The 13,106-nt window shown below is 66.2% G+C and carries 13 protein-coding genes and 1 tRNA gene; 12 read left to right on the top strand and 2 right to left on the bottom strand.

The genetic code is table 11. The features are described 5' to 3' along the window. Positions 1–42 precede the first annotated feature (42 nt). Positions 43–672, top strand: a complete 630-nt coding sequence (locus tag NCR35_RS18230) for a DedA family protein (RefSeq protein WP_250535530.1) — start codon at positions 43–45, stop codon at positions 670–672. Between the two features lie 186 nt (positions 673–858). On the opposite strand, the gene NCR35_RS18225 is transcribed toward NCR35_RS18230, so the two are convergent. Further along, positions 859–954, bottom strand: a tRNA-Sec gene (locus NCR35_RS18225). 55 nt (positions 955–1,009) lie between these two features. Beyond that, entirely contained in the window at positions 1,010–1,879 is an 870-nt protein-coding gene (locus tag NCR35_RS18220) for a polysaccharide deacetylase family protein (protein WP_250535529.1), read from the bottom strand. A gap of 458 nt (positions 1,880–2,337) precedes the next feature. Here NCR35_RS18220 and NCR35_RS18215 point away from each other — a divergent pair, with 458 nt between their 5' ends. Genes NCR35_RS18215 through NCR35_RS18165 form a run of 11 tightly spaced genes read left to right on the top strand, consistent with a single transcriptional unit; the run spans position 2,338 to position 13,106 of the window. Continuing rightward, complete coding sequence (locus NCR35_RS18215) at positions 2,338–3,039, top strand: beta-ketoacyl synthase chain length factor (protein ID WP_250535528.1); 702 nt, start codon at positions 2,338–2,340, stop codon at positions 3,037–3,039. Further along, entirely contained in the window at positions 3,026–3,817 is a 792-nt protein-coding gene (locus tag NCR35_RS18210) for a lysophospholipid acyltransferase family protein (protein ID WP_250535527.1), read from the top strand. The genes NCR35_RS18215 and NCR35_RS18210 overlap by 14 nt, the downstream gene beginning before the upstream one ends. Then, entirely contained in the window at positions 3,798–4,097 is a 300-nt protein-coding gene (locus NCR35_RS18205) for a phosphopantetheine-binding protein (protein ID WP_250535526.1), read from the top strand. The genes NCR35_RS18210 and NCR35_RS18205 overlap by 20 nt, the downstream gene beginning before the upstream one ends. Then, entirely contained in the window at positions 4,094–4,351 is a 258-nt protein-coding gene (locus NCR35_RS18200) for an acyl carrier protein (RefSeq protein WP_284503129.1), read from the top strand. Before NCR35_RS18205 ends, NCR35_RS18200 begins: the two co-directional genes overlap by 4 nt. After that, positions 4,351–4,989: a COG4648 family protein gene (locus NCR35_RS18195; protein ID WP_250535525.1), complete on the top strand. Its 639-nt coding sequence runs from the start codon at positions 4,351–4,353 to the stop codon at positions 4,987–4,989. Before NCR35_RS18200 ends, NCR35_RS18195 begins: the two co-directional genes overlap by 1 nt. Then, complete coding sequence (locus tag NCR35_RS18190) at positions 4,986–6,677, top strand: ApeI family dehydratase (protein ID WP_250535524.1); 1,692 nt, start codon at positions 4,986–4,988, stop codon at positions 6,675–6,677. Before NCR35_RS18195 ends, NCR35_RS18190 begins: the two co-directional genes overlap by 4 nt. After that, a complete protein-coding gene (locus NCR35_RS18185; RefSeq protein ID WP_250535523.1) occupies positions 6,674–8,434 on the top strand; it encodes a glycosyltransferase family 2 protein in 1,761 nt (586 codons plus the stop codon). The genes NCR35_RS18190 and NCR35_RS18185 overlap by 4 nt, the downstream gene beginning before the upstream one ends. Then, positions 8,418–8,858: an acyl-CoA thioesterase gene (locus tag NCR35_RS18180; protein WP_244849512.1), complete on the top strand. Its 441-nt coding sequence runs from the start codon at positions 8,418–8,420 to the stop codon at positions 8,856–8,858. Before NCR35_RS18185 ends, NCR35_RS18180 begins: the two co-directional genes overlap by 17 nt. After that, the gene (locus NCR35_RS18175) at positions 8,843–9,511 is read left to right on the top strand and encodes a LolA family protein (protein WP_250535522.1); all 669 of its coding nucleotides are present in this window, start codon (positions 8,843–8,845) and stop codon (positions 9,509–9,511) included. Before NCR35_RS18180 ends, NCR35_RS18175 begins: the two co-directional genes overlap by 16 nt. Beyond that, positions 9,511–11,925 carry an MMPL family transporter gene (locus tag NCR35_RS18170; RefSeq protein ID WP_250535521.1) on the top strand — a complete coding sequence of 805 codons (2,415 nt, stop codon included), beginning with the start codon at positions 9,511–9,513 and terminating at the stop codon, positions 11,923–11,925. The genes NCR35_RS18175 and NCR35_RS18170 overlap by 1 nt, the downstream gene beginning before the upstream one ends. Further along, on the top strand, positions 11,922–13,106 hold the full coding sequence (locus tag NCR35_RS18165; protein ID WP_250535520.1) for a beta-ketoacyl-[acyl-carrier-protein] synthase family protein: 1,185 nt from the start codon (positions 11,922–11,924) through the stop codon (positions 13,104–13,106). Before NCR35_RS18170 ends, NCR35_RS18165 begins: the two co-directional genes overlap by 4 nt.

Raw genomic sequence — 13,106 nt, 5'->3', positions numbered from 1 at the left:
TTTTCCAAGCGAATGCCGGCGCGCGCGCCGCGGAGGTGGCAGTTGATCCAGATTCCGCCGTCGGCGATAGCGCAGTGGGGCGCGGCCGCGGTCTTCGGCAACGTGCTGCTGACGCGGCTGGGCGTGCCGCTACCGTCGGCGCCGCTGCTCGTCTTTGCCGGATCGATGATCGCGAGCGGGCGGCTGTCGCTCTCGCATGTGCTGATCGCGGCGGTCTGCGGCGCGCTGCTCGGCGACAGCGCGTGGTTTTCGGCGGGGCGTATCTATGGGCGGCGGCTCGTGGCCGCGCTTTCGCGTCGCTCGTATGCGATCGAATCCGGCATGCGCACGACGAGCGAGCTATTCGAGCGGTACGGCGCGCCGATCATCGCGATATCGAAGTTCGTGCCGGGACTCGGACTCGTCACGCCGCCGCTGATGGGCACGACGCGTATCGCCGCGCTCGTCTTTCTGCTCTGGGATGCGGCGGGCATTGTCGCGTGGTCCGCATTCTGGGTGCTGGGCGGCGCGTTGTTCCAGCGGCAATTGCACTTCGCGCTGGTCGAGTTGCAGATGCATGGCGCGACTGTCATCGATCTGCTCGCGCTCGTCGCGTTGCTGTACTGCGCGTATCGTCTTTTGCGCCGACGCACGCCGGGGCGGTCCGGCGACGAGCCTGAAGCGCGCCGTTGAGTACTGCAGGCAACAAAGAAAGCGAATGCACCAGGTCGATATGCAGACGCATGGCGTTCGCGGATGGACGCCGCAGGAAGCGGAACTGACGTCTTCGTGCGTGGCTGGCTGAGAAGTCGAGGGCCGGCCGGGAATCAAGCCGACGGACTACGGAGCGCGACGCTCCCATCACGCCTGAAGCGCAATTGGCGGAAGGCAGCAGGAGTCGAACCTACCTGGGAGTGTCTGACACCCCCAACTGGGTTTGAAGCCCAGCCGCACCACCGGATACGAATGCCTTCCCCGGCTGAAAAGAACGAAGCCCACGATTATAGCGGCGGAACGAAAACCGCACGCGTCAGCGCGCATAGGAAGACGGTGCCCGTTCGTCGCGTGCATCGCGCAAGGTCACGAAGCGCAATCCCGACGACCGAACCCTCTCGATGAGCCGAGGCAGCACCGTCAGCACCACCGGTTCGCCCGTCGATGTCAACGCCGCGCCCGCGTCGTGGATCAGGAGGATGTCTCGGGCGGCGAGTCCGTTCACGAGTCGTTCGAGCACGCGATCAGCGTCACATTCGCGCGTATCGAACCCTCGCCGCGTCCATGCCGCGAGCTGAAGGTCCAGCCGTTGCAGCACCGGGTCGAGAAAGAGATTCCGCAACCCGGCTGGCGCGCGAAAGAACATGGGCCGCTCGCCCGTCACTGCTTCGAGCGTCCGTTGCGCAGCGGCGATTTCCTTTGTGAGCCAGAACGGCCACGTGACCGAGAACGTGTGCACGTGCCTGTGCGTGTGATTCTCGACGGCGTGACCTCGCGCGACGATTTCCCGTACCAGCGCCGGATGTTCCGCAGCGCGTCTTCCAATGCAGAAGAACGTCGCGCGCACGTGATGCCGATCCAGAATGTCCAGAATCTTCGGCGTTACGACCGGGTCGGGACCGTCGTCGATCGTGAGCGCCACGGCATCGGCGTTGGAAGACGTGTCGGGCAGGCGGGTCCAATTCCGACCGAGGAGGGCGGAGCGCGGCCACAGCCCTATCGAGACCACGACGATATGACTCGCGAGCACACCCGCGAGCCACCACGGCCACGCCGAAGGACGCAGCAGCCAACCGGCCAGCGCGACGCCGTGCCAGGCGAAGGTCGCGACGTACAACGGTGGATAGCCTGTGCGCGGCCAGCGTCTCGGCGCACCGGCAGGCGGCCGCGAAATCATTTGCCTCATCTTCTATGCAGCCTGCGGCACGTCGGTCAGAGGTCCGTATGGCCGAGGTGTCAAATTCAGTCAAGCGGCGAACGATATCACGCGCGCGAGCACTTGGTGACGCGCCAGTTCGAGAAATGGTCGATGGATCGCTGGGCGAAGGCATCCTTTACCGCCCCTCGAAGATAGATGTGTCGCGCGCGGTGCAAGTCTCGTCGCATGTTCGTCGCGTCGATGAGACGAACCGGCAATAACTGCGTACTTTCCCTATTCCCGCCGACCATAACGTCGGTATCATTTGCGCCCCACGCCAGCGATACCGCGCGAGCCCCGAGGATTTCTGCGTCGAGACGCTAAATAGTCGCTGCGTCGTGCCGTTAATTGGACGGACCACTTAATTACGTCACTTGCTTACTAAGGAATGATCGGGTCGGCTGTTCCGCCCCGATGCTGATTGTTCTCAACGCGCAAACACCGATATGCCCGATCTGCACTGGACCATTCCGGTTGCGCGCTGGTCCTTTTGGCCTGCCACCGCGACCGCCACGCCTGACGTGAGCTTTGTCGCGCCGATGGCGCGGCGCCGGCTCAGTGCGCTATCGCGGGCCGCGCTCCAGGTTGCCTTCGATTGCGCATCGACGCTGCCGGCGGTGCGCGTCGTGTTCGCGTCGCGTCACGGGGAACTGCGGCGCACGACCGGCATCCTCTGCGATATCGGGGCAGGCGAACCCGTCTCGCCGACTTCCTTTAGCCTGTCCGTCCTGAACGCGATGACCGGCGTCTTCGGCATCGAGCGCGGCGACCGCGCGCCCGCGAGCGCGGTGTCGGCGGGCGCGCAGACGCTCGGCTACGCGTTGCTGGAAGCCCACGCGCAATATGCGACGGATGCTTCGTCTCCAGTGCTGCTCGTCTACGCCGACGAGCCGGCCGATCCGGCCTATGGAACGATCGAAGACGAAGTGGAGGGCGGCGCGCTTGCGATCTTGCTCGATGCGTCCGCGCAAACCGGGCAACTCGAATGCGTGCGCACAACGTTCGCCGATGACCGGAGCAACGCGTTCGCGAGCGCCCGATGCGTCACGCAAAGCGAAGCGGTCAGGCAGTGTCTGGACGCTAAAGCGCCCGTTCAATGGCGCGGCGCGACGTCGACATGGCAATGGAACTGGCATGAAGGCGTGTGACTATTACTGGCGCCTTGTCGCGACGGCCCTTGCGTTCACTACCTTCGGCATCTGCGGACTCGGCTTCTCACTGATCGTTTTTCCGATTGCTTCGGTGTGGCCGCATCGCGCGTCCAAGCAGCGCATCATCGCCGGGATCATTCACGCGTTCTTTCGCGCGCTCGTCGCCGTGCTCGTCGGCGTTCGCGTGATGAAGCTCGACGTGAGCGGCGCTCGCGCGCTCGATCGCAAAGAGCAGGGCGCCGCGATCGTGGTCGCCAACCATCCCACCTGGCTCGACGTCATGGTGCTTCTGTCGCTCACGCCGCGCGCATGCTGCGTCGTGAAGAGCGCGCACTGGAGCAATCCGTTCTTCTGGGGCGTCATGCGAGCGGCGGATTACGTGAGCAACGCAGATCCCGTCGAACTCGTGGAAGAAGGCGCGCGGCAACTCGCGCGCGGCTACACGATGATCGTCTTTCCCGAAGGCACGCGCAGTCCCGCGCGCAACCGCCTGCACGATTTTTCGCGCGGTTTCGCGCACATGGCGCTCCAATCGCGCGCGCCGATCCTGCCCGTCCTGATCGACTGCGACCCTCCCGCGTTCACCAAAAACATGCGCTGGCACGACGTGCCCGAGCGCGCGTTCCACATGCGCGTGAGCGTGCTCGACGCGGTCGGAGCCGACGCGCTCGTCACTCGGGATGAACCGCCCGCGCTCGCCGCCCGAACCCTCACGAACACGCTGCAAGCCCACATTACCCGGCATCTGATCGACCATGGATTCTTTAAAGCTTGAAATCAAACGGCTTCTGATCGAAGCACTCGATCTCGAAGACCTGACGCCCGACGATATCGCCGACGATGCGCCGCTCTTTTCCACCGATGGCGTCGGTCTCGACTCCATCGACGCGCTCGAGATCGGCATGGTGCTGCGCAAACATTATCAACTGACGATCGCCGCCAACGACGAGCGCGCGCGCGAGCACTTCCGCTCGATCAACACGCTCGCCGACCTGGTCACAAGCCAGCGCGAGACTGCGCGCGCATCGGACGACACTGCAACAAGAGGGGAATGATTGTGACCGACACCCAAATCCTTGAGCGCATCCGCGCGATCTTCGAAGAGAACTTCGGCATCGCGCCCGAGCGCGTGACGCCGTCCGCGCATCTGTTCGAAGAACTCGATCTGGACAGCATCGATGCCGTCGATCTCGCGATCAAGCTGCAGGAGATGACGGGCCGCCGCATCAAGCCCGAGGAGTTCAAGTCCGTGCGCACGGTGGGCGATGTGATCGCCGCTGTCGAGTCGCTTCTGGCAGCGCAGGACTGATGCAGCCGCAGACCGCCCGGACCCGCGACGACGCGCATCGCAGCGGTATCGGCCCTGCGCTGAACGTCGCGTTCAAGCTCGCGTATCCCGCCGCTATTCTGTGCGGCTGGTTCTGGAACGCGCCGCGCTATCTCGGCTGCCTGCTGTTCGCGCTGGTCTGGCTGCAGCGCTGCGCGGGCACGGGCGTTCTGGGCGCGTCGCTGCGCACGCTTACGCGCGTGGAATGGGCGGTCGGCTTCATGTTAAGCGCGGCATCGGCCGCGATCGTCTGGACCGACAGCGAGCGGTTGCTCCATATTTATCCGTCTCTCGTGAATCTCGGCTTGCTGATTGCATTCGCTTCGACGCTCCAGCGCGGCCCGTCGATGATCGAAAAATTCGCGCGTATCCGCACGCCTCATCTGAGCGAACCCGCCGTGCATCACACGCGCCGCGTCACGCAAGTCTGGTGCGCGTTCTTCGCGGCGAACGGCCTGTTCTCGCTCTACACGGCACTGTACTGGTCGCGCGAGGCGTGGTCGCTCTACAACGGCGCGATCGCGTACGGCTTGATCGGCGTGCTGCTCGTCGCCGAGGTCGCGTGGCGTTATCTCGTGATTCTCCCGCGCGTGCGGCGCATGGAAGCGGAGGCGTCATGATCCCGCTGCACGAACTGTTCTCGACAAGCCGCGATGCACGAACGCCAGTCTGTCGCGACGACACGACCGACGCGGTCATCACGCATGCCGCATTTCGCGCACGGGTGGCGTCGCTCGCGTTGCATTTGCGCCAAGAGCCGGCGCGCCGTTATGCGCTCTCTATCGACGATCCGTTCGACTTCGCCTGCGCACTGTTCGCGCTCTTCGCATGCGGCAAGACGCCGGTGATTCCGGCGAGTTCCGCTCCGGGCTATCTGGCCGATCTCGCCGACGCCTACGACGCCGTGCTGACCGATGCCGACATAGCCGCTGCAACCGTCGACACGCGCGGGCTCGACGCGCTTATGCTGCGCGTTGACCCGCGCGCCCCGCTCACGCTCTACACGTCGGGCAGCAGCGGTACGCCGAAGCCGATCCACAAGACCCTCGCCCAGTTCGACGCCGAAGTGCACACGCTGGAGCGCGACTGGGGCGCGCTGATCGGCGATGCGACGATGCTTGCGAGCGTGCCGCATCGCCATATCTACGGTCTGCTGTTTCGCATCTTGTGGCCGCTTGCGGCGGGCCGCGCTTTCGACCGCGCGCTTTGCGTCGAGCCGCAGCACATTCAGACGCGCATCGCGCGATGCGGTGCGACGGCCATGGTCTCGTCGCCGGCGCAACTCGCGCGCTGGACCGAACTCGCCGGCTTCGCATCGCTCACGCCTGCCCCGCGTGCGTTCTTCTCGTCAGGCGGGCCGCTCGCGAAGGACACGGCGCTCCAATACGCTGCCGTGTTCGGCCACGCACCTGTCGAGATTTACGGGAGCACGGAGACGGGCGGCATCGCATGGCGCAGGCAGAATGAAACGGCGGCGTGGCGTCCTGTCAGCGGCGTGGCAGTGCGGCGTGCCGATGACGGCGCGCTCGAAGTGCGCTCGCCGCATCTGGGCCACGATGACTGGCATCGCACCGACGACGCCATCGCCCTCGACGCCAACGGCCGCTTCACGCTGGAAGGCCGGCTCGATCGCGTCGTGAAGCTCGACGGCAAGCGCGTCTCGCTGCCCGAGCTGGAAGCGCGTCTCACGCTGCATCCCAATGTGGCAGCGGCGAGCGTGGTCCCGCTCGCGGGCGCGACGCGTGAACGCATCGGCGCGGTGATCGCGCTGACCGACGCGGGCTGCGCCGCGCTCGATGACATCGGTCGCGCGGCGCTCGCAATGATCTTGCGCCGTCATCTCGCCGCCTACTTCGACGTCGTGCTGTTGCCGCGTTTCTGGCGCTTTCGCATCGCGTTGCCGTTCGATGCGCGCGGCAAGCTGCCGGTCAAGGCAGTCGCGGCGGCCTTCGGTGCGCGCGCCGAAGGCTTCGAGTTGCTCGCCGAATCGCGCGCGGGCGACACCTTGCGTTATGAACTGCGCGTGCCGCCTTCGCTCGCGCATTTCGCCGGCCACTTTCCGGGCCTGCCGATTTTGCCCGGCGTCGTGCAGGTCGACTGGGCGATCCGGCTCGCGTCCGAACATATCGCGGCGGTGCGTGCAATCGAAAGCGTCGATCGACTGAAGTTCATGGCGCCCGTGCCGCCCGGCGCAGTGCTCGAACTGCGGCTCGCGCACGATGCCACGCGGCGGCGCGTGCAGTTCGCTTATCGCATGAACGGACGCGAATGCGCGTCCGGCGCGATCGTGTATCGGGAGAACGCATGAGCGGTGCGACTATCGCGGCGTGCATCGTCATCCCGATCTACAACCACAAGGACGCGATCGGCGATACCGTCGCGCGCCTGAGCGTTCACGGCTTGCCGATGTTCGTCGTCGACGACGGCAGCGACGCCGCGACGCAAACCGTGCTCGGCAAGCTCGCGTGCCGGTATCGCAAGGAAATGACGCTCGTTCGTCTGCCGGTGAACGGCGGCAAGGGCGCGGCCGTGATGGCGGGCCTGCGCGCGGCGCGGCGAGCGGGCTTCACGCACGCGTTGCAGATCGACGCCGACGGCCAGCACGACGCGAACGACGTGCCGCTCTTTATCGACGCGGCGCGCGCCGAGCCGGGCGCGGTCATTCTGGGCCGCCCGGTCTATGACGAAAGCGTCCCCAAATCGCGCTTGTACGGCCGCTATCTGACGCATGTCTGGGTGTGGATCGAGACGCTGTCCTTCACCATCCGCGATTCGATGTGCGGCTTTCGCCTGTATCCGCTCGATGCCGCGTGCGCGCTGATCGACAGCGTGCGGCTCGGCACGCGCATGGACTTCGATATCGAAATCCTCGTGCGTCTCTACTGGCGACGCCTTGCGTTCCGCTCGATCCCGACGCGCGTCGTCTATGCGACGGACGGCGTATCGCACTTCGACGTGCTGTGGGACAACGTGCGCATCAGCGCCAGTCATACGCGGCTCGCGTGCGGCATGGTGCTGCGCTCGCCGATGCTTCTCGCGCACAAGCTGATGCCGCGCATCACCACTGCGGGCGACGCCGGGCCGGGCTGGTGGCGCGTCGCGGAGCGCGGCAGCCGCATCGGCATGTCCTTGCTCGCGCTCAGTTGCCGCGTGTTCGGCATGCGCTTCACGGGGCTGTGGCTGCATCCTGTGGTCGGCTATTTTCTGCTGACGGGACGCGATGCGCGCGCGGCATCGCACCGGTATTTCACGCGTCTCGCCGAAGCCGCGCCGGGCGAACGCACGCCGCGTCCCGGCTGGCGCTCTGCGTATCGCCAGATGCTCGCGTTCGCGCAGTCGGGGCTCGACAAGCTCGCGGCGTGGTCGGGCCGAATAGCCGATCACGAAGCCGTCTTCGACGACCCCGTGCCTTTCGAAGCGCTCATTGCGAGCGGGCGCGGCGCGCTCGTCCTCGGCGCGCATCTCGGCAACCTCGAAATGACGCGCGCGCTCGCCGCGCGAAATGGCCGCGCGAAGGTGACGGCCATCGTCTATACGGAGCACGCAAGGCGCTTCAACAGCGTGCTGTCGTCGGCGAATGGTGACTTCGCGAAGCATCTGATTCACGTGAGCGACTTCGGCCCCGATACCTCGATGATGATGCAGGCGCGCATCGACGCGGGCGAACTGCTGGTGATCGTCGGCGACCGCGTGCCGGCGCATGAGTCCGGCCGCACGACCGAGGCGCGTTTCCTCGGCGCGCCTGCGCCGTTCGCGCAGGGCCCGTACGTGCTCGCGCACGCGCTCGGCTGCCCCGTGTATCTCTTCTTTTGCTTGAAGGAGAGCACGGGCCGATATCGTATGTACTTCGAACGATTTGCCGAGCGAATCGAGTTGCCGCGCCGCGAGCGCGCACAACACATCGCGGCATGGGCGCAGCGCTATGCGTCCCGACTCGAACACTATTGCCGCAAGGCGCCGTATCAATGGTTCAATTTCTTCGATTTCTGGGCGCGCGCCGGCAAAGTCCCGCCGATGCCCGGGTCCGGTTTCACCGAAAGCAGGCGTCATGGATCAACTGAATAACAAGAAGACGCTCACCGCGAGCGCGATGGTCGAAGTGCCGTTTCACGATGTCGACGCAATGCACGTGTGCTGGCACGGCCACTACCTGAAGTATTTCGAGGTCGGGCGTGCCGCGTTGCTGCGCGCATTCGATTACGACTACGGCGACATGCTGGCGTCGGGCTATGCGTGGCCTATCGTCGAGGCGCATCTGAAGTACGTGCGTCCGGCGCGATACGGGCAGCGCATCGACGTGCGCACGGAACTGCTCGAATACGAGAACCGCCTGAAGATCGCGTATGAACTCGTGGATTGCGTGACCGGCGATCGGCTGACCAAGGGCTATACGATTCAGGTCGCCGTCGACGCGGCCACGCAGGAGTTGCAGTTCGTATCGCCGCCCGTCGTGTTCGACAAGCTGGAGCGCGTATGGTCGCGTCGATAAAACTTCGCTGCGCGCGTGCCACGCTCATCGCGTTGCTGCTGACGGCGACCGCAGGTGCGCTTCACGCCGCCACGCCCGCGCAAAGCGCAAGCCAGAATGCGGCGCTCGTCTCGCAAGTGGCATCGTGGCTCGGTCAGATCAAGGGCGTGCGCGCGCAATTCACGCAGACGCAGACGCTTTCGGCCATGAAGCAACCGCTCGTGAGTACGGGCACGCTCGTCTTCTATCGCGAACGCGGCGTGATCTGGCGCGTGCTGACGCCTTACAAGGCGACGTTCGTCATCACGGACGCAGGCGTCGCCGAAGTCGATGCCAACGGCAAGCGCATCGGCAGCAAGAGCGCCCGAGGCGTGCAAGGCGTCGCGCAAGTGTCGAAGATGATGCGCGCCATGCTCGGCGGCGACCTGTCGGCGCTGTATTCGCAATTCGATGTGGATGCGCAAGGCTCGCCGTCGCAGTGGACGCTCGATCTCAAGCCGAATCAGCCGCAACTCGCGCAGGCCGTCAAAGCGCTGCAAATGAAGGGCGGCGCGTTCCTGCAGAGTCTGAGGATCGATCTGGCAAGCGGGGACGTCACGCAGATCGACTTTACGAAGAACGAAGCGCTCGACGCGCTGCCTGCCGCCGAGCGTGCCTTGCTGGGAGCGCAGTGATGCGGATGGAAGGGCATCGCAGCGGCGTGGCGCTTTTCGCCATACGAGCCGCTTGGTTCGTGCTCGCACTCGTTGCTGCGTGGTATTGCGTCTATCGCTTTCAGGGGCCGTCGCCGCTGGAGACGAACCTGCTCGCGCTGCTGCCTGCGACGGAAGCCGATCCGGTCGCCGAGAAAGCGGTGGATCGACTCGCCAATGCGCTCGGCGATCGCACCGTGTTCCTCATTTCGAGCCGCAACGCGGACCACGCGAAGGCGGCGGCGAGGCGCTACGGCGCCGCGCTGCGGGAAAGCGGCGCATTCGCGTCCGTGACGGCGGAGCTCCCGCCGTTCGACGTCGCGCAGATCGCGGCGCTGTATGCGCCGTATCGATTCGGCCTCTTGACCCGCGACGACCGCGACGCGCTCGCCAACGCGACGAACGGCGCACAGGCGCTGTCCGACGCTTTGATGCAGCGCATCTACAACCCGGTGCACGGACCGCTCGCGACGCAACTCGCCGAGGATCCCTTGGGCTGGCTCGAACACTGGCTCTCCGACTTGCCGCTCGCCACCTCTGGCCTCGAACTCGAAGACAACCTGCTCGTCGCGCATCGCGGCGACATGACGAGCGTACTCGTCGTCACGACGCTGCACGGCTCGGCCTATGAATCGCGCACACAGCGCGCGGTGTTGTCGGCGGCGGCGCACGCGCAGGCAGCGGTGAAGGCGGCATGGCCCGACGCCACGGTCGCGCGAGCCGGCGCCGTGTTCTACGCGCAGGCGGCGCGCAGCGCGTCGGAGCGCGAAGTGCATCTGATCGGCGTCGTGTCGGCGTGCGGCATCGCGCTTCTCATGCTGTGGGTCTTCCGCTCGCCGCGGCTCTTGCTGCTCGGCTTTTTATCGACGGCGCTCGGCATCGTGTGCGCGCTCGCCTTCACCATGCTCGTGTTCGGCAAGCTCCATTTGCTGACGCTCGTGTTCGGCGCGAGCCTGATCGGCGAAGCCGTCGATTATTCGATCCAGTATTTCGTCGTGTATCTCGGCGCACAACGCGAATGGGATGCACGAAAGGGCGCGCGATCGGTGCGGCCCGCGCTCTCCGTGGCGCTCGCGACCAGTCTGCTCGGCTACGCCATACTCGCGTGGGTGCCGTTTCCCGCGCTCAAGCAGATCGCGTGTTTCGCGATGGCCGGCATCGGCGTCGCATTCGCGTCGGTGATGTCGCTGCTGCCCGCGCTGCTCGTGCGGGGACCGAAAGCCGCGCGGCGACGCCTCTTCGCGCACTCCGCGACGCTGCTCGCACGCTGGCGCGGCGCGATCGGTGGCAAGCGCGCGTGGCTCCTCGCGGCCGTTCTCGTGGCGATTGCGCTGCCTGGCTGGCTGCGTCTTGCCAGCGACGACGACATCCATCTGCTGATACAACGCGACCCCGTCCTGGTCGCGCAGGAGAACGAAGTGCGCGCGGCAGTCGGCGTCGAAGACACCGCGCAGTTCTTCGTGGTGCGGGGCGGCTCGGAGCAAGTGGTGCTCGAACGCGCGGAAGCGCTCGGCGAAAGGCTGGACGCGCTGACGGGCGAGCAATCGGTCGACGGCTGGCGCTCGGTCACGCAATTCGTGCCCTCTGCTCGAACTCAGGCGCAAGCGCGCGCGCTCATTGCGCAACATGTGTTCGCCGATCCGGCTGCGTTGCGCGCGACGCTTTCGCGCGCCGGCTTCCGCGATGACATTGTGGACGCGTGGATCGCTTCGTTCGGCCATGCGCATGCAGAGCCGCTGTCGGTCGGGCGCTGGCTCGCCGCGCCGTGGTCGCAGCCGTTTCGGCATCTGTGGCTCGGTCCATACGATGCGGCCGGTCAGCGCGGTTACGCCGCCATCGTGATGCCGCGCCGCGTGACGCCGAAGAACGAGCCGGCGCTGATCGAAGCTGCGCGCGCGATCGAGGGCGTGGCCTTCGTCGACAAGGCGGCGAGCGTGTCGAAGCTCTTCGGCGCGTATCGCGTCGATAGCGGCATGTGGCTCGGCGGCGCGCTGCTGCTCGTGCTCGCGCTGCTGATGTTGCGCTATGGCCCGCGCGGCGGCATGGCGACGACGCTGCCCGTGCTGCTCGCCGTCGGCGTGACGCTCGCGGCGTTCGGCTACGCCCGCGTGCCGTTCAATCTGTTCAACTGCCTCGCGCTGATGCTCGTGCTCGGCGTCGGCGCGAACTACGCCGTGTTCCTGCGCGAGGGATGCCTGCGCAGCGACGCCGATCTCGGCGCGGTCTGGGCGGGCGTGCTGCTCTCCGCGGCGACGACGCTGCTGTCGTTCGGACTGCTCGGCATGAGCGCGATGCCCGCATTGAAGAGCTTCGGCGCGACGCTCGCGCTCGGCATCCTCGTCGCGGTGTTGCTCGCGCCGATGAGCATGCCGCCTGAAAGGAGAAACCACGCATGACGCTGCCATCCGTCTATCTGCATGCGCTCGGCATGGTCAATGCGATCGGCGGCGACGTCGATTCGATCGCGTCCGCGATGGCCTCGGGGCAATCGCCGGGCATGGGACCGATGCGCACGCGCCGCGGCGATGCGTTCGTCGGCCGCGTGCTGACTTCGCTCGACATCGCGCCTACTGGGCCCCTCGCGCGCTTCGACTGTCGCAACAACCGCCTGCTGCTCGCCGCGCTCGAACCGATCCGCGCCGAGATCGAAGCGGCGCGCGAGCGGTACGGCCCGGCGCGCATCGGCGTCGTGCTGGGGACGAGCACGTCGGGAATATCGGCGGCGGAGGAGGCGTTCCTGCATCGCGCAAAAAAGGGCTGCCTGCCTGAGAGCTTCGACTATCGGCAGATGGAGATCGGCTCGGCCGCGCCGTTCGCCGCCGCCGCGCTCGACGTGCAAGGCCCGGCGTTCACGCTCTCGACGGCATGCACGTCGAGCGCGAAGGCGTTTGCCGCAGCCCGCAGACTGTTGCAACTCGGGCTTTGCGATGCCGTGGTCGTCGGCGGTGTCGATACCTTGTGCGAGCTCACGCTGCAAGGCTTCGAATCGCTCGAATCCACGAGCATCGAACGCACCAATCCGATGAGCCGCAACCGCCATGGCATCAACATCGGCGAAGGCGCGGCCGTGTTTCTGATGACGCGCGACGAAGGCGCCGTGCGTCTTGCGGGCGTGGGGGAATCCAGCGATGCGCATCATATATCCGCGCCGGACCCGCGCGGTGTCGGCGGCGAACTCGCGTTGCGTGCGGCACTCGCGGATGCCGGCGTCGCGCCCGCCGACATCGGCTACGTGAACCTGCACGCGACGGCCACGCGCAAGAACGACGAGATGGAAGCGCATCTGATGGCGCGCGTCTTTCCGCAAGGCGTGCCGACGAGCGGCACCAAGCCGATGACGGGGCATCTGCTCGGCGCGGCGGGCGCGACGGAACTCGGCTTCGCGTGGCTCACGCTCACGCGATCCGACTTGCCCTTGCCACTGCATCGATGGGATGGCGAGGCGGACGCCGATCTGCCCACGCTCGATCTCGTGCAGGAAACGCGCTTCCTCTCGCGCGAAGCGGGCACGCGCCATGTCATGAGCAACTCTTTCGCGTTTGGCGGCAGCAATGTCAGCCTCATTCTCGCAGGCTGA

This window comes from Caballeronia sp. AZ10_KS36 (assembly GCF_023631105.1).
In the GTDB taxonomy this organism is placed as follows: Bacteria; Pseudomonadota; Gammaproteobacteria; order Burkholderiales; family Burkholderiaceae; genus Caballeronia.
This window is presented reverse-complemented; position numbering and strand designations above follow the sequence as displayed.

What these genes read in the sequence shown, in the direction of transcription:
- NCR35_RS18220 (WP_250535529.1), bottom strand. Translation starts at nt 1,879, where the DNA reads ATGAGGCAAATGATTTCGCGGCCGCCTGCCGGTGCGCCGAGACGCTGG.
- NCR35_RS18215 (WP_250535528.1), top strand. Translation starts at nt 2,338, where the DNA reads ATGCCCGATCTGCACTGGACCATTCCGGTTGCGCGCTGGTCCTTTTGG.
- NCR35_RS18210 (WP_250535527.1), top strand. Translation starts at nt 3,026, where the DNA reads ATGAAGGCGTGTGACTATTACTGGCGCCTTGTCGCGACGGCCCTTGCG.
- NCR35_RS18205 (WP_250535526.1), top strand. Translation starts at nt 3,798, where the DNA reads ATGGATTCTTTAAAGCTTGAAATCAAACGGCTTCTGATCGAAGCACTC.
- NCR35_RS18200 (WP_284503129.1), top strand. Translation starts at nt 4,094, where the DNA reads ATGATTGTGACCGACACCCAAATCCTTGAGCGCATCCGCGCGATCTTC.
- NCR35_RS18195 (WP_250535525.1), top strand. Translation starts at nt 4,351, where the DNA reads ATGCAGCCGCAGACCGCCCGGACCCGCGACGACGCGCATCGCAGCGGT.
- NCR35_RS18190 (WP_250535524.1), top strand. Translation starts at nt 4,986, where the DNA reads ATGATCCCGCTGCACGAACTGTTCTCGACAAGCCGCGATGCACGAACG.
- NCR35_RS18185 (WP_250535523.1), top strand. Translation starts at nt 6,674, where the DNA reads ATGAGCGGTGCGACTATCGCGGCGTGCATCGTCATCCCGATCTACAAC.
- NCR35_RS18180 (WP_244849512.1), top strand. Translation starts at nt 8,418, where the DNA reads ATGGATCAACTGAATAACAAGAAGACGCTCACCGCGAGCGCGATGGTC.
- NCR35_RS18175 (WP_250535522.1), top strand. Translation starts at nt 8,843, where the DNA reads ATGGTCGCGTCGATAAAACTTCGCTGCGCGCGTGCCACGCTCATCGCG.
- NCR35_RS18170 (WP_250535521.1), top strand. Translation starts at nt 9,511, where the DNA reads ATGCGGATGGAAGGGCATCGCAGCGGCGTGGCGCTTTTCGCCATACGA.
- NCR35_RS18165 (WP_250535520.1), top strand. Translation starts at nt 11,922, where the DNA reads ATGACGCTGCCATCCGTCTATCTGCATGCGCTCGGCATGGTCAATGCG.